This is a genomic window from Lewinella sp. IMCC34183 (assembly GCF_003390915.1).
Taxonomy (GTDB): domain Bacteria; phylum Bacteroidota; class Bacteroidia; order Chitinophagales; family Saprospiraceae; genus Neolewinella.
In genome coordinates, this window is the sequence record NZ_QMEM01000014.1 from 30,139 (window position 1) to 48,328 (window position 18,190).

General features: G+C 61.3%; 14 protein-coding genes. 8 read left to right on the forward strand and 6 right to left on the reverse strand.

Annotated features, from left to right (window positions below):
- The first annotated feature begins 40 nt into the window (after positions 1 to 40).
- The 7 genes from polA (at position 41) to DQG19_RS19965 (ending at position 10,553) form a co-directional block, all read left to right on the forward strand.
- Positions 41 to 2,854 carry a DNA polymerase I gene (gene polA / locus DQG19_RS19935; RefSeq protein WP_116128210.1) on the forward strand — a complete coding sequence of 938 codons (2,814 nt, stop codon included), beginning with the start codon at positions 41 to 43 and terminating at the stop codon, positions 2,852 to 2,854.
- A 124-nt stretch (positions 2,855 to 2,978) separates the two neighbouring features.
- Positions 2,979 to 3,296: a hypothetical protein gene (locus tag DQG19_RS19940; RefSeq protein ID WP_116128212.1), complete on the forward strand. Its 318-nt coding sequence runs from the start codon at positions 2,979 to 2,981 to the stop codon at positions 3,294 to 3,296.
- Between the two features lie 384 nt (positions 3,297 to 3,680).
- Entirely contained in the window at positions 3,681 to 4,151 is a 471-nt protein-coding gene (locus DQG19_RS19945; protein WP_116128214.1) for a hypothetical protein, read from the forward strand.
- Positions 4,152 to 4,220: 69 nt separating this feature from the next.
- Positions 4,221 to 4,559 (forward strand): nucleotide pyrophosphohydrolase, encoded by a 339-nt coding sequence (locus DQG19_RS19950; RefSeq protein ID WP_116128216.1) that lies wholly within the window; start codon positions 4,221 to 4,223, stop codon positions 4,557 to 4,559.
- A gap of 357 nt (positions 4,560 to 4,916) precedes the next feature.
- The gene (recA, locus tag DQG19_RS19955; RefSeq protein ID WP_116128218.1) at positions 4,917 to 5,993 is read left to right on the forward strand and encodes a recombinase RecA; all 1,077 of its coding nucleotides are present in this window, start codon (positions 4,917 to 4,919) and stop codon (positions 5,991 to 5,993) included.
- Positions 5,994 to 6,103: 110 nt separating this feature from the next.
- Positions 6,104 to 7,399: a serine hydroxymethyltransferase gene (gene glyA, locus DQG19_RS19960; protein ID WP_116128220.1), complete on the forward strand. Its 1,296-nt coding sequence runs from the start codon at positions 6,104 to 6,106 to the stop codon at positions 7,397 to 7,399.
- Between the two features lie 163 nt (positions 7,400 to 7,562).
- Entirely contained in the window at positions 7,563 to 10,553 is a 2,991-nt protein-coding gene (locus tag DQG19_RS19965) for a glycoside hydrolase family 3 N-terminal domain-containing protein (protein ID WP_116128222.1), read from the forward strand.
- 3 nt (positions 10,554 to 10,556) lie between these two features.
- Here the strand turns inward: DQG19_RS19965 and DQG19_RS19970 are convergent, their stop codons facing one another.
- The 5 genes from DQG19_RS19970 to DQG19_RS19990 all read right to left on the reverse strand — a co-directional run bounded on the left by DQG19_RS19970 (position 10,557) and on the right by DQG19_RS19990 (position 16,395).
- Positions 10,557 to 12,032, reverse strand: a complete 1,476-nt coding sequence (locus DQG19_RS19970; RefSeq protein ID WP_232826563.1) for a M48 family metalloprotease — start codon at positions 12,030 to 12,032, stop codon at positions 10,557 to 10,559.
- Between the two features lie 66 nt (positions 12,033 to 12,098).
- Complete coding sequence (locus DQG19_RS19975; RefSeq protein WP_116128224.1) at positions 12,099 to 13,157, reverse strand: dipeptide epimerase; 1,059 nt, start codon at positions 13,155 to 13,157, stop codon at positions 12,099 to 12,101.
- 255 nt (positions 13,158 to 13,412) lie between these two features.
- On the reverse strand, positions 13,413 to 14,714 hold the full coding sequence (gene der / locus DQG19_RS19980; protein ID WP_116128226.1) for a ribosome biogenesis GTPase Der: 1,302 nt from the start codon (positions 14,712 to 14,714) through the stop codon (positions 13,413 to 13,415).
- A 127-nt stretch (positions 14,715 to 14,841) separates the two neighbouring features.
- The gene (locus tag DQG19_RS19985; RefSeq protein ID WP_116128228.1) at positions 14,842 to 15,447 is read right to left on the reverse strand and encodes a ribonuclease HII; all 606 of its coding nucleotides are present in this window, start codon (positions 15,445 to 15,447) and stop codon (positions 14,842 to 14,844) included.
- A 108-nt stretch (positions 15,448 to 15,555) separates the two neighbouring features.
- Complete coding sequence (locus tag DQG19_RS19990) at positions 15,556 to 16,395, reverse strand: phospholipase A (RefSeq protein WP_157974619.1); 840 nt, start codon at positions 16,393 to 16,395, stop codon at positions 15,556 to 15,558.
- A 119-nt stretch (positions 16,396 to 16,514) separates the two neighbouring features.
- Between DQG19_RS19990 and DQG19_RS19995 the strand changes: the two genes are divergently transcribed.
- Complete coding sequence (locus tag DQG19_RS19995; RefSeq protein WP_116128232.1) at positions 16,515 to 17,144, forward strand: glycoside hydrolase domain-containing protein; 630 nt, start codon at positions 16,515 to 16,517, stop codon at positions 17,142 to 17,144.
- A gap of 127 nt (positions 17,145 to 17,271) precedes the next feature.
- Here DQG19_RS19995 and DQG19_RS20000 read toward each other — a convergent pair whose 3' ends face one another.
- A complete protein-coding gene (locus DQG19_RS20000) occupies positions 17,272 to 18,165 on the reverse strand; it encodes an SdiA-regulated domain-containing protein (RefSeq protein ID WP_157974620.1) in 894 nt (297 codons plus the stop codon).
- Between the last annotated feature and the right edge of the window lie 25 nt (positions 18,166 to 18,190).

Sequence of the window (18,190 nt, forward strand, 5' to 3'; positions counted from 1 at the left end):
GCGAAAATGCGGTCCGGTTGTATCCTGCTATCTTCGCCCCATGCCCAATCCCGCCACCGACAAGCGCCTTTTTCTGCTCGACGGACACGCCCTCGTGTACCGGGCGCACTTTGCCTTCATAAACCGGCCACTGATCAACTCCAAGGGGGTGAATACCTCCGCCATGCATGGCTTCACCCGCACCCTGTGGGACCTGATGAAGAACCAGCAGCCTACCCACCTGGCCGTCGTGTTCGACCCGGACGGCCCCACCTTCCGCCACGAACTGGCCGCCGACTACAAGGCCAACCGGGAGGAACAGCCGGAGGACATCGGCATCGCCTTCCCCTACATCCACCAGATCCTGCAGGCCTTCAAGATCCCCATCATCATCGTACCGAACTACGAGGCGGATGACGTGATCGGTACGCTCTCCAAGCAGGCGGCCCGGGAGGGATACAAGGTGTATATGGTCACGCCCGACAAGGACTACGGCCAGCTCGTGGAGGAGAACATCCTCATGTACAAGCCCAGCCGCATGGGCAACGGCATCGAGATCCTCGGCGTGGACGAGATCAACGAGAAGTGGGGCATCGAGCACCCCGAGCAGGTGATCGATATGCTGGGGCTCATGGGCGACTCGGTCGACAACATCCCTGGCGTACCGGGCATCGGCCCCAAGACCGCCGCCAAGTTCATCGACCAGTACGGCAGCATGGAAAAGCTGCTGGACAATACCGACAAGATCCGCGGCAAGAACCAGGAACGGCTCCGGGAGTTCCGGGAACAGGCCCTGCTGAGCAAGAAGCTCGCGACTATCATCCAGGACGTACCCATCACCTTCGACCCGGAGGCCTACCTCATCGAGAACTTCGACCGCGACTACCTCACCGACGTCTTCCGCGAGCTGGAGTTCCGCTCCATTGCCAACGAGATACTGGGCGTGGAGGAGGAGACCAAAAAATCCTCGAGCCAGGGGGACCTGTTCGCCCCCGCCGCCGGCCCCGCACCCGCGGCCGCGCCCCGGCGTAGCTTCCGCCAGCCGCCGGCCCACGCCATCGCCGACCAGAACATCGAAAACACGGAGCAGGACTATCGCAAGGCGGAAACCGCCGAGGAGCGCGCCGCCCTGCTCGATCAGCTGACCCGGCAGACGCTGCTCTCCTTCGACACCGAGACGACCAGTGTCGACCCCACCACGGCCGAGCTTGTGGGCCTGTCCTTCGCCTGGGAAAGCGGCGCGGCCTACTACGTACCGGTACCCGCGGAGCGCGCTGTGGCCGAGGCCATCGTGGCCGAATTCGCACCGGTACTGGCCGACGAGTCGATCGACAAGGTAGGCCAGAACCTCAAGTACGACATGATCGTCCTCGAGCGCTACGGCGCACCCGTGCGGGGCAAGCTGCTGGACACCATGGTGATGCACTACCTGCTGCACCCCGACAAGCGCCATAAGATGGACATCGTGAGCGAGGAATACCTCAATTACAAACCCGTACCCATCGAGGCCCTCATCGGCAAGGGCAAAAAGCAGCTGACAATGCGCGACGTGCCCGTGGAAAAGGTGGTCGCCTACGCCTGCGAGGACGCCGACATTACCCTGCGGCTCTACCACGCCCTATGGCCCGAGCTGGAGGAAGAAGAACTGACCGAACTCTACGAGATGGTGGAGGCACCGCTCATCCCCGTCCTGCGCGACATCGAGCTGGCGGGCATCAACGTCGACGGCGAATTCCTGCAGGAGTACAGCAAGGTGCTCACCGAGGAACTCCGCTCGATCGAAAAAGAAGTGCACGAACTGGCCGGCTCCGAATTCAACATCGGCTCCCCGAAGCAGATCGGCGAGATCCTCTTCGGACGGATGGGCGTACCGTACAAGGGCAGCAAAACCAAGACCGGGCAGTTCAAGACCGACGAGGCCACCCTGGCCGAGGTGAGCGCCGACTACCCCATCGTGAAGCTCATCCTGCGCCACCGCAGCCTGAGCAAATTGCTCGGCACTTACGTGGACGCCCTGCCCCTGCTGATGAACGAGGACGGGCGCATCCACTCCAGCTTCAACCAGACGATCGCCGCCACCGGTCGCCTGAGCAGCGCCAACCCGAACCTGCAGAATATCCCTGTGCGTACCCCGGAGGGGGCCGAGATCCGCAAGGCCTTCATCCCGCGCGACGCAGATCACATCCTGCTGGCCAGTGACTATTCCCAGATCGAACTGCGGCTGGTAGCCGCCCTGAGCCAGGACGAGGGGATGCTCGATGCCTTCAAAACGGGCAAGGATATCCACACGGCGACCGCCGCCCTCATCTTCAGCGTCCCCTACGACGAGGTCACCCGCCTGCAGCGCTACCAGGCCAAGACGATCAACTTCGCCATCCTGTACGGGGCCGGCGCCCAGCGGCTCACCCAAGAGCTGGAGATCAGCCGGGCCGAGGCCAGCGAACTCATCGCCAACTACTACGAGCGCTTTACCGGACTGAAGAAATTCATGAGCGGCACCGTGGAGCAGGCCCGCGAGGAGGGCTACGTGAGCACGCTGCTCGGCCGTAAGCGCGGGCTGCGCGACATCAACAGCAAGAACGGTATGTCGCGGTCCCTGGCCGAACGGATGGCCATGAACACCCCCATCCAGGGCACGGCGGCCGACATGATCAAACTGGCCATGATCCGCATCCACAAGGCCCTCCGGGAGCAAAACTTCAAGACCCGCATGATCCTGCAGGTCCACGACGAACTCGTCTTCGACGCCCCCAAGGACGAAGTGGAGCGCGTGACCCCCCTGATCGAGGAACTGATGCGGGAAGCCCTGCCCGACCTGGACGTGCCGATCGTGGTGGAAACGGGCGTGGGAGAGAACTGGCTGGAAGCGCACTAAGGGGGCTCACGGTCGCCTTGCTCGCGTTCACTTATACGGTGGTGCTTCGTAGCTGGTAGAAGACAGTCGCTACGCTGCTGGCCGTAGCCTGGTGAACCGTCTCCAGGGCGGTTGTTTACTAGGTATGCCGCGCAAGGGAAAGAACTATACCGATCGCCTCCGGGGCCCGAAGGGCGAGTGCGAGCTGTGCCACCGCACGAAGCCGCTTACGGAGCACCACCTTATCCCCCGGGCGGTGCACCGGAAAAATTATTTCGTGAAGAATTTTACGAAGGAGGATATGACGCACCGGCGCATCAGCATTTGCCGGGCCTGCCACAAGGGCATCCATCGCCTGATCCCCGACGAGAAGGAGCTGGCCCGTGACTACAATACCAAGGAAAAGCTCCTCGCTGACGAGCGCATCCGCCGGCACGTGGAGTGGGTTGCCAAACAACGATAGGTAAGAGACATCTCTCTACCGCGAGCCTGTACCAGCCAAACCTCTGGGAAAGGCAAAAAAAAGGCAAGCCGGGGTTTCCAGCTTGCCCGAACATTAACCAAAAACCCAGCAAAAGACATGACCTTAGAAGTTGCGATGGCTGCACCCGTAAGGTGAGGCATGCGATAAACAGTCATGCCCGGATAAGGGCGGCTGTGCGGAGCACGGCCCGCGCGGGCGGCATGTTCAGCACAGCCAGAGTATCCGGGTGGGAATGGCTAACGACAATACGTAAGTGTACTGTCTGTTATGTAAAACGCCAAAGTCGGCGGATGTTCACGGCCTTGATCAAATTTGGGCAAACATGCGGTGCGCTGAGCCGTTGCACTAGCCAAATCATTACCCATGCAACTTACCAAAGAACAGACCGAGGAAAAGCAGGCAGTAGCCGCCCGGCTGCTCACGATCAAGGAGAACTCCTACAAGAACATGATGTCCATGCAGAATGCCGACATGGACGAGGCGGAGGAAACCAACGAAGAAGAGCAAAACCACTTCGAGGACGGCAAGGTGGACCAGTCCATCAACCGGGTCGAGGCCCGGGCGTCCGTCGTGGAGGCCCTGCAACACGACATCCGGACGCTGGCCAACCTGGACGACATTGAACCCACCGAGGAAATTCAGCTTGGCGACATCATCGAGACGGATCGCGGCAACTTCTTCGTCGGAGCGGCCAGCGATGAGTTTGAGGTCAACGGCAAGAAATACCGCGGTATCTCCACCGACAGCCCGCTTTACCTCGCCCTGCGCGGCAAGCACAACGGCGACTCCGTCGAGGTCAACGGCTCCACCTTCAAACTGAAGAATTCCTATTAGGAAAGCCTTCGCCTTCTAACCAATCACCTACAGGCACCGGACGCGTCCGGTGCCTGTTCACGTTACGCCATGACCCTCCGCGAAGCACAGGATACCGTCGATCGTTGGATCACCACGGTCGGCGTCCGCTACTACGACGAATTGACCAACACCGCCATCCTGATGGAGGAGACCGGCGAGGTCGCCCGGTTGATGGCCCGCCTTTACGGTGAGCAATCCTTTAAGTCCCCGGCGGACGAGGCGGCCGCCCCCGGCCAGCTTTCCGACGAACTGGCCGACGTCCTCTTTGTCCTTATCTGTCTGGCCAACCAGACTGGCACCGATCTCACGGAAGCCCTTGCCCGTAACCTGCAGAAGAAGACCGCCCGCGATACTGACCGGCACCGCGACAACCCTAAACTCCGCTAGCGGGGGGTGGCTTCCGGCTGCGAACGCGATCAGGCCCGTGACCGCTGAAGCGGTTCCAGACGGCGGCCAGGTCGAGCAGATCGCAAGTTGGCCCGCATACGTCTTTCGACCCAACTTTTCAGCGGGTGGAATTGCTCTACTTACTACGGAGCGGGCCGCTGCGCATCGCTCCCCATCCGGCTTAGCAGCCAGATATATTTCAAACAATTTACATAACCATATAATTTATATTTCCGGATATGTATCCAAAAAATGGATTTTTATTCGTTGAATTGTGTGGTTTTACTTGCGGGGCACTCACAATGTGTTTATATTTGTAGCGTCGCAAAACAAAAGCAGTTTCAAACAAACAGGATAATGGCAGATAATAGCAAAGACACCGCCGCCAAGCTCAAGGCCCTCCAGATGACGATCGATCGTCTGGACAAGGCGTACGGCAAGGGCACCATCATGCGCCTCGGCGAGAGCCAGGCCGCCAACGTAGAGGCTATCCCAACCGGATCGCTCGGTTTGGACGTAGCGCTCGGCATCGGCGGTTTCCCCAAGGGCCGCATCATCGAGATCTACGGCCCCGAATCCTCCGGTAAGACTACCCTGGCCATTCACGCCATCGCCGAATGCCAGAAGCGCGGCGGCATTGCCGCCATTGTCGATGCGGAGCACGCGTTCGACCGCTTCTACGCCCAGAGCCTCGGCGTCGATACCGATAACCTCCTCATTTCCCAGCCCGACAACGGCGAACAGGCCCTTGAGATCGCCGAGAACCTGATCCGTTCCGGTGCCGTGGACATCCTGGTCGTCGACTCCGTCGCCGCCCTCGTGCCCCGCGCCGAGATCGAAGGTGAGATGGGCGACAGCAAAATGGGTCTCCAGGCCCGCCTGATGTCGCAGGCCATGCGTAAGCTGACCGGTACCATCGGCAAGACCGGCTGCTGCTGCATCTTCATCAACCAGCTGCGCGAGAAGATCGGCGTGATGTTCGGTAACCCCGAGACCACCACCGGTGGTAACGCCCTGAAGTTCTACGCTTCGCTGCGTCTCGACATTCGCCGTACCGGTGCCGCCATCAAGGACAAGGAAGGCAACGTGGTCGGCAACCACGTGAAGGTGAAGGTGGCCAAGAACAAGCTGGCGCCCCCCTTCCGGATCGCCGAATTTGACATCATGTACGGTGAGGGTATCTCCAAGTCCGGCGAGATCGTCGACCTCGGCGTCGACCAGGAGATCATCCAGAAGTCCGGTGCCTGGTACGCCTACGACGACGCCAAGATCGCCCAGGGCCGCGAGGCTGCCAAGCAGTTCATGCTAGATAACCCCGAGGTAGCCGACGAGGTGGAAGCCAAGATCAAGGCCAAGCTCATGGGCATCGAGGAAGAAGCCCGCGCCAACCGCAATGGCAGGGGCAAGAAGGCCGACGCCGAGCCCGTCGCCTAGACCTACCGATTACTCAGCTACATAAACGCCCGTTCCGCTTTCGCGGGGCGGGCGTTTCCTTTACCGGTACCTCCCGCGTGCCGTACCTTTGCACCCACAACCCCCCGCCCATGAACCGCGATACCGCCGTATTCGACCTCATCGACCAGGAACTCGAGCGCCAGCGCCACGGCATCGAGCTGATTGCCTCCGAAAACTTCACCAGCGCCGCCGTTATGGAAGCAATGGGTAGCTGCCTGACCAATAAGTACGCCGAGGGCTACCCCGGCAAGCGGTACTACGGCGGCTGCGAGATCGTCGACCAGGTCGAGCAACTGGCCATCGATCGGCTCTGTAAGCTCTTCGGCGCCGAATATGCCAACGTACAGCCCCACTCGGGCGCCCAGGCTAACGCCGCGGTGTTCTTGGCCCTGCTGCAGCCCGGCGATGCGACCCTTGGTTTCAGCCTGGCCCACGGCGGTCACCTCAGCCACGGTCACCCGGCCAACTTCAGCGGCAAGAACTACCAGGCCAACTTCTACGGCGTAGAGGAGGAAACCGGCCGCATCGACATGGAAAAAGTCGCGGCAAAGGCACGGGAAGTACAGCCCAAACTGATCGTGTGTGGCGCCTCGGCGTACAGCCGCGACTGGGACTACGCCCGTTTCCGGGAGATCGCCGACGAAGTCGGCGCGCTGCTGCTGGCCGATATCGCCCACCCCGCCGGCCTCATTGCCGCCGGCCTACTCAACGACCCCCTCCCCCACTGCCACATCGTGACCAGCACTACCCACAAGACCCTTCGCGGACCCCGCGGCGGCATCATCATGATGGGCAAGGACTTCGACAACCCCTGGGGACGCACCACCAAGAAGGGCAACACGATCAAGATGAGCAGCATCCTGAACAGCGCCGTCTTCCCCGGCATGCAGGGCGGCCCCCTGGAGCACGTCATCGCCGGTAAGGCCGTGGCCTTCGGGGAGTGCCTCAGTGACGGCTGGAAGGCCTACGGCAAGCAGGTGATCGCCAACGCCCGGGCTATGGCCGACGCCCTGACCGAGCGCGGCTACCACATCATCAGCGGAGGAACGGACAATCACAGCATGCTGATCGACCTGAGCAACAAGGACATTACCGGCCGCGATGCGGAGGTGGCCCTCGGCAAAGCCGACATCACCCTCAACAAGAACATGGTCCCCTTCGACAAGAAGTCCGCCATGGTCACCAGCGGTATCCGCATCGGTACCGCCGCCGTGACCACCCGGGGCTTCCGCGAGGAGGATTGCCGGCAGACCGTAGCCTGGATCGACGAGGTCATCGCCAACGCCAACGCCGGCGACGACGCGGCACTGGCGCGCATCCGTGAGGAAGTACACGCATTCATGGCCGATTTCCCCCTCTATTCAGGGGATTTAGTGGAGGGATAGGGCCACGCGGGGGGATACGGACGAAGAGTAGTCTGCCATTTAAAGATTTACGGAATATTTAGGGGCAGGGCCGCATGGTAAGTGTATATTAATGGCGTTATATATCAGTGGCCCCGGCCACTTGTTTCGGCGTCAATAATCCCAGCTTACTATCCTCCGGTCCATGAAATCCCTTTTGTTTCCGTTTATCTGCCTGTTCTTACTCCTTTCTCCCTCGGTTTCCGCCCAGCAGGTCTACCGTCCCGACCTGTCCCAGCTGAGTCCCGGCGAGCAGCGATGGGTGGATTCGGTATATCAATCGATGTCGGAGGACGAGCGGCTGGGCCAGCTCTTCATGGTCCGGGCGCACAGCGACCTCGGGGCTGACCACATCGCCAGCGTCAAGCAGCAGATCGCTGATTACCACGTCGGGGGGCTGTGCTTCTTCCAGGGCACCCCCGAAAAGCAACTCGAGCTTACCAATCAGTACCAGGCCCTGAGCAAGCTGCCCCTCATGGTCAGCATGGATGCCGAGTGGGGCCTGGGCATGCGCCTCCCGGACCAGACCATCTCCTACCCCAAACAGCTGGCGCTCGGAGCAATTCGCAACAACCAGCTCCTCTACGACATGGGTACGGAGATCGCCCGCCAGTTGCGGCGCATCGGGGTGAACGTCTCCTTCAGTCCCGTGCTCGACGTCAATAACAATCCGGACAACCCCGTCATTGCCACCCGCTCCTTCGGGGAAGACCGCTACAACGTTACCGCAAAGGGCTACATGTACATGAAGGGCCTGCAGGACCACGGCATCCTGGCCAGCGCCAAGCACTTCCCGGGCCACGGGGATACCGACGTCGACAGCCACCTCGACCTGCCCGTCATCAAGCACAGCCGCGCCCGGCTCGACAGCATCGAGCTCTACCCCTTTCAGGCGCTCATCCGTTACGGTATCGGCAGCATCATGGCCGCTCACCTCCAGATCCCGGCCCTCGATCCGCGCCCTAACCGCCCCTCCTCCCTCAGCAAACCCATCGTGACGGACCTGCTGCGGCGCGACCTGGGCTTCACCGGGCTGATCTTTACCGACGGCCTCGAAATGAAGGGCGTGACCAAGCACTACGGTCACGGCGAAGTCGAGGCGGAAGCCATCGCCGCCGGCTCCGACATCCTGCTGCTTCCCGAAGACATTGCCGCCTCCTTCACGGCCATCAAACGCTATATGGTGGAGGGGAAGATCCGGCCCGCAGACGTCGAGACCAAAGTCCGCCGCGTCCTCCTCTCCAAGTACCGGCTCGGTCTGACGCAGCCCTCTTTCCCGTCCGTCGAAGGAGTGCGCGCCGACCTCAACTCCCCCGCCGCCAAAAACCTGAAGCAGGAGCTCTACGAGGCCTCCATGACTCTGGTGCGTGACGCCCAGCGGCTCGTTCCCGTCCAGACGCCCATCAGCGGTAAGATCGTATCCCTCCGTATCGGGGCCTCTCAGCCCACCGTTTTCACCCAGCGGCTCGACGACTACGGCAACCTGACCCACCTCACCACCTCCGCCACCCCGACCGCCGCCGAGCAGCAGCAACTGATGGCACGTATCGACGCGGGCGACGTAGTGATCGTGAGCCTCTACAGCGACGGAAGCCGCTTCATCGAGAAGGTGCCGATCTCCCGCGAAACACTCCGGTTGCTCCGGGCGATCGACGAGCGGGGCAAGCTTATCCTGACCGTATTCGGTAACCCGTACAGCCTCAAAGCCCTCGACGACTTCGGTACCATCCTCGAAGCGTACAGCCGCGACGAGGTGGCTCAGGACGCAGCTGCCCAGGCACTCTTCGGAGCCAACCGCATCACGGGACGCCTGCCCGTCACGGCCAGCACCAAGACCCCCTACAACGCCGGCCTCGAAACCACCGCCAACTACCGCATGGGCTACGCACCCCCCGAGAGCGTGGGCATCGATGGCGAGCTTCTCGCCAAGCGGGTGGACGACATCGCCAACGAGGCTATCCGGCAGCATGCCACGCCCGGAATGGTCGTACTGGTCGCCCGCCACGGCAAGGTGGTATTCGAAAAGGCCTACGGTAGCCACACCTACTCCAACAAGACGCCGGTCACGACCAATGCCGTCTACGACCTGGCCTCCGTCACCAAGGTGGCCGCCACCACGCTCTGCGTGATGAAGCTGGTAGAGGACGGCAAGGTCGACCTAGACAAATCCCTGGGCTACTACCTCCCCGAACTCAAGGGCACCAACAAGGCCCCCCTCAAGGTGCGCGCGGTGCTCGCACACCGGGCCGGTCTGCACAGTTGGATCCCTTTCTACCGCTATACCCTAACCCCGGGACGCCATCCCAAGCCAAGCTCACAGTACTACCGCTCCGCGCAGACCGGTGATTTCATCGTCCCCGTAACGGACAAGCTCTACATGAACAAGGCCTGTATCGATACCGTATGGCAACGGATCTACGACAGCGAACTGACCAACGTGGGCCGCTACCGCTACAGCGACTTGGGCTTTTACCTGCTGGCCAAGTTGGTTGACCGGGTCAGCGGACTCACCGTCGACGAATTTGCCGCCCGGCACTTCTACCGGCCCATGGGGCTGGAATCCCTGACCTACAATCCGCTCCGCTCCATCTCCCGCGATCGGATCCCGCCCACCGAGGTGGACAACTACTTCCGGATGTGTACCGTGCAGGGCTACGTCCACGATATGGGGGCCGGCATGATGGGCGGCGTAAGTGGTCACGCCGGACTCTTCGGCTCGGCGCACGACGTCGCCGCGCTGTTTCAGATGCTCCTCCAGAAGGGCGCCTACGGTGGCCGCCGGTATTTCCGGCCCGAAACTATTCACGAGTTTACTACCCGCTACCCCGGTGAGGACCGTCGGGCTCTGGGCTTCGACATGAAGCAACTTGATGAAAACCAGTACCAGAACCTGGCAGAGGACGCCTCCGGGCGCACGTTCGGACACACCGGCTTCACCGGCACCGCCGTTTGGGTCGACCCCGTGGAGGATATGGTCTACGTCTTCCTTTCCAACCGCACCTTTCCGAGCGCCGAATCGAATAAGCTCAGCAAGTTGAAAACCCGCAAGCGGGTACAGGCCGCTGCCTACGAGGCCATGGAGCCGATGGGGTCCGGCAGCAGCCGGGGAGGCCCCACCGCCCAGTTGGGTCAGTAAGTACTAGCGGGCACTTCCGCCGAGACCCTTGTACATGTAGTTGGCCGGCAGCTGATCGTTCAGTTCCATACCATTGAGGACCGCGAATTCCTCCAGGCGATTTTGGGGGATACCGGCATCCAGCAGGGCCTGTTGGAGCGTCTTCGCGCGGTTGGTCGTGTAAATTTTGAGCCGTTCGCCTTTCCGGTTGAGTTTGCTGGCGTCGGTCAACTGCGCGAAACTGCGGATCGTAGCCTGTATGGACGGGGCGTACTGGTTGAAGTTGGCGGCGGGAGTGAGGCCGGCCAACAGGTAGATATTCCCTCCGTAGGATATAAAACTGGCCAGGGTGCCGAGATTCGAGGTCTGGCCGGTCGATTGGTCCTGCTGGGCGATCTGCCCGGCAATGGTGGTCGCGGTGAGGCCGTTGATCGGCTGGTTGTTGCTATCGGTTACCTGTACGTTATTCTGCTGGATGAACTGCTGGGCGGCCGACTGTACGTCGTCGCCGGGGGCCAGGCGCATCTGCATGATGGCATTCTGGTCGGGAGCGACCATCTGGACCATCGTCGGTGAGTTAATCAGCTTCCAGTTCTGGGGGATGTTGAAGTAAAACTTCAGTCCGGGGTGGTAGAAAGCGCCGTTCTCTACGTAGCCCTGGGCGGGGTCCTCTCCGTAGAGGATGCCGTCGATGCGCTGTAGCCAGCTGTTCCGGTCTACCTCGTAGGAAGAGCGGGTGCCGGCGGCCTGGGCCTGGGTGGCCAGTTTTTCAACGCGGGCCTCGCGGTTGAGGGGGTCGGGGTGGGTGCTCAGGAAGGTGGGGGCGCGGTTCTCGGCACCACCGCTCAGGCGGTTGAGGGTACTGAAGAAGCCGGCCATCTCGTGGGCATCGTAGCCGATGGCGGTGGAGTACTTCACGCCCAGCTCGTCCGACTGGCTCTCCGCGTCGCGGCCGAACTTCAGGAAGAGCAATTGCATACCCTGCATCAGCGCCTCACCCTGGCTGGCCAGCTCGGGCGAAAGCACCATACCGCCGATCAGGCCGATCTGGGCCACCTGCTGCTTGCTCTGCTGGGCTACCGTGTGGCGGGCGGTGACGTGCCCGATCTCGTGGCCGAGTACGCCGGCAAACTGGGCCTCGTTGTTGAAGTGGGCCATGATGCCCCGGGTGAAGTACACGAAGCCACCCGGTACGGCAAAGGCGTTGACCACCTCGGAATCGACCAGGCGAAAGGTCCAGGGCAGGTTAGGCCGCTCGGAGATCGCGGCCATGGCCTTTCCCTTTTCGCTGAGGAAATTCTGCAGCGGGGCGTCTTCGTAGATGCCGAACTCCGCCACGACCTGCGGATCGTACTGCTGTCCCATCTGGATCTCGCTTTCCTCGGAGATCAGCGAAAGTTGCTTCTTGCCGGTCACCGGATTGGTGGCGCAGCTGGGCAGCGCGATGCTCAGGGAAAGGACAAGCAGGGCGGAGAGCAAGCGAGAAAAAAGGACGGACATATCTTGTTGGCTGATGGTTTACCCTGCTAGAAGTCCGGCCCCACCCGATAAGTTTGTTTTCAAACGTTAACCCCGCACCTGCGCGCCGCCGCCCTCCGCCTTCAGTCGCGCGCCGGTCCCCGGGCGGTCTGGATAGATGGCGTGGCCGGTCGCCGGATCGAAAATGACACCCGTAGCGGGGTCTTCTGCGAGCAACATCGCCCCGTCCATGTCGGCATAATCGAGTTCCGGAAGCAGCTGGGCGATCCCGCTGATCCCCACGCTGCTTTCGGTCATGCAGCCGGCCATCACCTGCAGTCCACGTTCGCGGGCCCGCACGATCATCCGCCGGGCGGGGATGAGGCCGCCGCACTTGACCACCTTGATGTTGATCCCGGAAAAGATGTCCGCGCAGCGGTCCACGTCGGCCTCCGTCTGGCAGCTCTCGTCGGCCAGCACGGGCAGTACGCTATGGCGATGCACTTCGGCCTGCCCCTCCGTATCGCCGGCCGGCAGGGGCTGCTCGATGAATACGACACCAAGTTCCTGCAGCGGTCCGGAGAAATCGATCGCCTGCTTCACCGTCCAGCCAGTATTGGCGTCGACGTAGAAGGGCGCCTTGGTATGCTCCCGCAGCGCACGGATGATCGACAGGTCGTCGTCGCCGCCGCCCAGCTTGATCTTGTACACCGGCCACGGAAAGGCGCGCAGCTTGCGCACCATCTCCTCCACCGGTGCCAGCCCGATGGTGTAGCAGGTCGGTACGCGTACCTGGTCCACGTCCCAGAGCTCCCCTACCCGTTTGCCCTCCAGCTTGCCCCACAGGTCGTGGAGGGCCACGTCGAGGGCACACCGCAGGAAGGGGTTGAAGTCGGCGGGTACCGTAGCGCGCAGGATCGCCTCGACGCCTTCGTCGCGCAGCTGCTCCACGAAGATGGGCGCGAACGCGGGTGCCAGGTGTTGCAGTTCCGCAGTGCAGGCCAGGGTATCGAGCCCGTAGTAGCTGGTCATGGCCGTCTCCCCCAGCCCGTAGTAGTCCCCTTCGGCCAGTTCCACGATTAGCGTCGGCTGTTCGGTACGGCTGCCGTGGGCGATGCGGAAGGGATCGCGGAGGGGCAGGGAGTAGGGGTGGACGCGGAGTAGCATGGGTAGTTCGGTAGTTCGGTAGTTCGGTAGTTCGGTAGTTCGGTAGTTCGGTAGTTCGGTAGTTCGGTAGTTCGGTAGTTCGGTAGTTCGGTAGTTCGGTAGTTCGGTAGTGGAGGTTGCCAGTTATAATAGGGTTCAGTGCAATTACAGACATTTTGACCACGCAATCACCAATATTGGTAACTACCGAACTTAAGTGACCGCTGGAAGCGCGACTACCAAACTACCGAACTTAAGCGACCGCGGGAAGCGCGACTACTTCTGCCGGAAGAAGATGGTGATCGGTACGCCGGTAAAGTCGAAGTTTTCGCGGAGCTGGTTCTCCAGGTAGTTCTTGTAGCTGTCCTTGACGTGCTGGGGGTGGTTGCAGAAGAAGGCGAAGGCCGGGTACGCCAGCGGAAGCTGGGAAACGAACTTGATGGAGATCACGCGGCCCCGGGAGGCGGGGGGTCCGTAGCGCTCGATGGCGGGCAGCATGACGTCGTTAAGCTTGGAGGTAGTGATACGCCGGGTCCGGTTGGCGTAGACCTGTTCGGCGGCTTCGATGGTTTTCATGATGCGCTGCTTTTCGGTCACGCTCATGAATACGACGGGTACGTCGGTGAAGGGGGCGAAGCGGCGGCGCACCTCGGCCTCGTAGTCGCGGGCGGTATTAGTTTCCTTGCCCTCGACGAGGTCCCACTTGTTTATGGCGATGACGATGCCCTTATTATTCTTCTGGGCAAGGCGGAAGATGGCGAGGTCCTGGCTCTCGACCTTGTCGGTGGCGTCGATCATGAGTACGCAGACGTCGGCCTTCTCAATGGCGCGGATCGCCCGCATCACGGAGTAGTACTCCAGATTCTCGTGCACCTTGGCCTTCTTGCGGATGCCGGCGGTGTCGATGAGGGTAAATTCCTTACCGTATTTATTGTAGTGGCTGTTGATGGAATCGCGGGTGGTACCGGCGACGTCGGTGACGATATTGCGGTCCTCACCGAGCAGGGCGTTGATGAAACTCGACTTGCCGGCGTTAGGCTGCCCGACGATGGCGAGTTGCATATGCTCCTTGGGCTCCTCGTCGCGGTTGGTGACGTACTCCACGGCCGCGTCGAGCAGTTCGCCCGTACCGCTGCCGGTGACGGAGGACAGGAAGTAGGTCTGTTCGAAGCCCAGCGACCAGAACTCGTTGGCCTCCAATTGTCGCTGGTTGTTGTCGACCTTGTTGACGGCCAGCAGTACGGGCTTGTCGGCACGGCGCAGCATCTGGGCTACTTCCTCGTCGAGGTCGGTGATGCCGGTGGTAACGTCGACCATAAAGAGGATTACGGTAGCCTCCTCGATGGCAATCTGCACCTGGTCGCGGATGGCGGCCTCGAAGACGTCGTCGCTGTTGCGGACGAAGCCGCCGGTATCGACCACCGCGAATTCCTTGCCGTTCCAGTGGCTCTGGCCGTACTGCCGGTCGCGGGTCACACCGCTCTGGTCGTCGACGATGCTCTGGCGTTCGCCGATGAGGCGGTTGAAGAGGGTTGATTTGCCTACGTTGGGCCGGCCAACGATTGCTACGATATCCATAAATAGTACAAGTAAAGGGTAGTACGGTAGTACCGTAGCGCACGGCAATCCCGTACCGTAGTACAATAGTACCCCGCTTTTCGTTCGCGCAGGCACTGTCCACGGTGGGACCGTACTTCCGCCCCGCCTACTCGAACAGCCGGTACTGCTTCCCGCCAGGCAGCAGGGTGAAGCTGCGCCGGTGGTGTTTCGTGGCCCCGTAAGCCTCGATGGCCGCCCGGTGGGGCCGGGTAGGATAGCCGCGGTTGGTGTTCCACGTGAACTGCGGATAGGCCGCGTGCAGGCCCATCATATGCTGGTCGCGGTGGGTCTTGGCCAGGATGCCGGCGGCGGCGATGCTCTGGTACTTGCCGTCGCCCTTGATGACGCAGCAGTGGTCGAGGGTGGCGTGGGGCACGAAGAACTTTCCGTCGATCAGCAGGAAGTCAGGGGGTACGGAAAGCGCGTCGACGGCCCGGTGCATGGCCCGGTAGCTGGCCTGGAAGATGTTGATGCGGTCGATCTCCTGCGGACTGCAACTGGCGACGGCCCAGGCCAGGGCATCCCGCTCGATCTCCCCGCGCAGGGCGTCGCGGGCGGCTTCGTCGAGTTTTTTGCTGTCGTTGAGGCGTGGATTGTCGTATCCCGGCGGCAGGATGACCGCCGCGGCGTAGACCGGTCCGGCCAGGCACCCCCGCCCGGCTTCGTCGCAGCCGGCTTCCAGGCGTCCATCGGTATGGTAGGGAAGTAACAAGGTCGGTAAGAGGGGGTGAGGCGCCAAGATAATTACCTTCTCCCGCCTGGCCGGGCGGGTTCCGGGTAACAATTGCATTGCTGAGTATCGACTCCGCCCCAATTAGTTTCACAAACTGAACAGGTCCGCCGCACGTATCGCGTACCCGATCCGGACCGTACTCTGGAACTGCTCGTACTCCAGCAGGCTTTCGGCGTATCCCAGGTACCATTCGAGCAGGAGGTAGTGATTGCCCGGCACCTTTGGCAGCGGATTCCAGTAGAGGCGGGTCCGTACGAGGCCCCGGTCGTCCAGGTTGAGGCCCTTGTTGATGGTCAGGCGCGCATAGGCCACGTCCGGTTTGAATTCGTGGTATACGTTGAGGCCCGCCAGCCCGATGTAATCAAGGTAGTTGTGCTTCCCCACTCCATATCCCCAGAGGTACCACGCCCGCAGGTTGATTGTCGTACCACGACTTACCGGAAAGGTATAGCCCAGGGAGAGCCGGTTCAGGCTGCGGGAGGCTTTGCCCGGCAGGCCGTTGGAGGTATGGTGTACGACGAATTCAGCCCTGCCTACCGGCTGCTCATTCCCCCTGTATATAAGTTTCGAAAAGAAGGCCCCGGGCCGGTAGTTGATGTCCCGGATAGGAAACGATGTACGATACACGTCCCAGAAAGCCGTCTGGCTGTAGGTGCCATAGCAGGCGATGCCGCTACCGAACAGGTTCCGGGTCACGCGTTGCTTGAAGCTGATCTGAAACACCGCATCACTGCCCGGCCTGTCGGCACCGCCCACTCCTGGCACCGACGCGATAAGGAAATTGTCGCGGTACAACGAGAGGCCGGCCAACTTCTCACCGCCTAACCGATCGGCTTCCTGTCCGTAGGTGGCGTGATTCGCGCCGGCGACCAGCAGAAACAGCAGGAGGACCGGTGTCATCCGGCGGTAACGGGCGAAAGAAGTCACGTACTGAAATTGGGCGGATGGGCTACCGGCAGGGCAATTGCGTACGCACCGTTCGTCGGGATACGTGGCGCAGACGGCCACCCCCGCCAGCGGTTGCGCTACCGGCCTAAACTGTAAACATAGTACGTTCCAGTCTTTTTGCCCGGTATAGCTTCCTTACCACCGGGGGCTACGCCTGGCGGCTTACTTCCTTCGTCCCGCAGCACGTGCCTGCCCTCGTCGACAAGATCGGCCGGGACCGCTTCGTGCAGCGGCTCGACGGTGGCTTCCGCATCAGCAGTTCCTGGTGCTACAACGCACCCAACGCACTGTACTGGGACTACCCCGTTATTCAGGGCAACCAGCAGTCGATGCATTTCAGCTGGGCCGGCAAACCCTGGCTCACCCAGCGGTGGAACCGCGACATCGTGGACCGCTACTACGGCTTCGGCGGTTCCAACGCCTGCCTGGGCGACGAGGACCAGGGGCAAAGGAGCGCCTGGTTCATACTGTCGGCGGTGGACCTCTTCCAAACCGATGGCGGCCCGGCCACGGAACCCGTGTACGAGATCGGCAGTCCGCTATTCGAGCGGGTCGTCATCAACCGGGGAGAGCGCTACGGCCGGGGCACGACCTTCACGATCGTGGCCGGGCACACTTCCTTTGAGAACAAGTACGTACAGTCGGCCACGCTGAACGGGAAAGCATTGGAGACCTTCTGGTTCCCGGCGCGAAAGGCTGCTGGAAGGGGGGCGGGAAACTACGGTTGATCATCGGGGGCGGAGCCTAATGAGCAATGGGGGTTTGAGCGGGCTGCCCTGAGCTTCGCAGCCAGAGGCTGCATCGTACTACCGCAGTCGGGAGACCGCATCTTACTGCACGGTTGGAAACCGCATTTTACTTGGCCTGCGCGTAGTCGAAGCGATAGAGTGTAGGCGCTCCATTCTTCCCCTCGTTGGAGATGAACATCGTTCCGTCGTCCAGGAAGGTGATGCCTTCCGGTTGCTCGAATCGGCGTTCGCTGAGGGGGTAGATGCCCTTGACTTCCTCGGTCCGGTCGAAGACGTACAGCAGGTGATCCTTGGAGGACAACACGTAGATATCGTCCGTAAGGGGATGTACCGCGATCGCAGAGGGATTGATACTGGCGTCTCCATCCCACTGTCCGGTCTCGGCCTTCAGGGCCCGGCCAATGGCGGAAGCGGTAAAGGCCAGAACGGGATCCGGAGCTACTTCCTTCGTATCCAGGTCAAAGGCGTAGACGACCTTGGCTTCCTTATATCGGTCATCTTTCGGTCTGCTCTTGCCCGCGATCAGCAGGCGATGGTGGGCCGGATCGTAGGCCAACCCCTCGCTGTTTTTCACGGGTATTCCTGTATCGTAGGTGGTCACGTGAAAATCCTCCCCGGCAAAGTCGTCGATCTCGAACAGCTTACCGTCACTACGCAGCGCGTACAGCCGGTCCCCCACCCGCGTTATGCCTTCGTAGTCGCCCACGTCGGAGAAGGGCAGCTCGCGTACGATTCTTCTCTCTTCCAGGCCATAAAAGAAAACTACCCCCAGCTCATCCTGTACGCAGGCGAGGGTGCGGTCGTCGACGTCCGTCAGGCCGGACACCTCGATCAGGATATCCGCCAATTCATCCGACTTATCCGGACGCTCCAGGGAATACCCCGGGAGCTTCGGTTGGCTTTTAGGCTGCGTAGATTGGCGTACCATGGAAAAGGCAAGCACGGCGAAGGTGGCCAGCACGAGTGCAACGGCGAACAGGGGTTTCAATAAATATTTCATAATCATGGTTTTAGTGATTGGAGTA

Bases quoted from the DNA above. Each gene is read 5' to 3' on its own strand.
- polA (WP_116128210.1), top strand. From the start codon at position 41: ATGCCCAATCCCGCCACCGACAAGCGCCTTTTTCTGCTCGACGGACAC.
- DQG19_RS19940 (WP_116128212.1), top strand. From the start codon at position 2,979: ATGCCGCGCAAGGGAAAGAACTATACCGATCGCCTCCGGGGCCCGAAG.
- DQG19_RS19945 (WP_116128214.1), top strand. From the start codon at position 3,681: ATGCAACTTACCAAAGAACAGACCGAGGAAAAGCAGGCAGTAGCCGCC.
- DQG19_RS19950 (WP_116128216.1), top strand. From the start codon at position 4,221: ATGACCCTCCGCGAAGCACAGGATACCGTCGATCGTTGGATCACCACG.
- recA (WP_116128218.1), top strand. From the start codon at position 4,917: ATGGCAGATAATAGCAAAGACACCGCCGCCAAGCTCAAGGCCCTCCAG.
- glyA (WP_116128220.1), top strand. From the start codon at position 6,104: ATGAACCGCGATACCGCCGTATTCGACCTCATCGACCAGGAACTCGAG.
- DQG19_RS19965 (WP_116128222.1), top strand. From the start codon at position 7,563: ATGAAATCCCTTTTGTTTCCGTTTATCTGCCTGTTCTTACTCCTTTCT.
- DQG19_RS19970 (WP_232826563.1), bottom strand. From the start codon at position 12,032: ATGTCCGTCCTTTTTTCTCGCTTGCTCTCCGCCCTGCTTGTCCTTTCC.
- DQG19_RS19975 (WP_116128224.1), bottom strand. From the start codon at position 13,157: ATGCTACTCCGCGTCCACCCCTACTCCCTGCCCCTCCGCGATCCCTTC.
- der (WP_116128226.1), bottom strand. From the start codon at position 14,714: ATGGATATCGTAGCAATCGTTGGCCGGCCCAACGTAGGCAAATCAACC.
- DQG19_RS20000 (WP_157974620.1), bottom strand. From the start codon at position 18,165: ATGAAATATTTATTGAAACCCCTGTTCGCCGTTGCACTCGTGCTGGCC.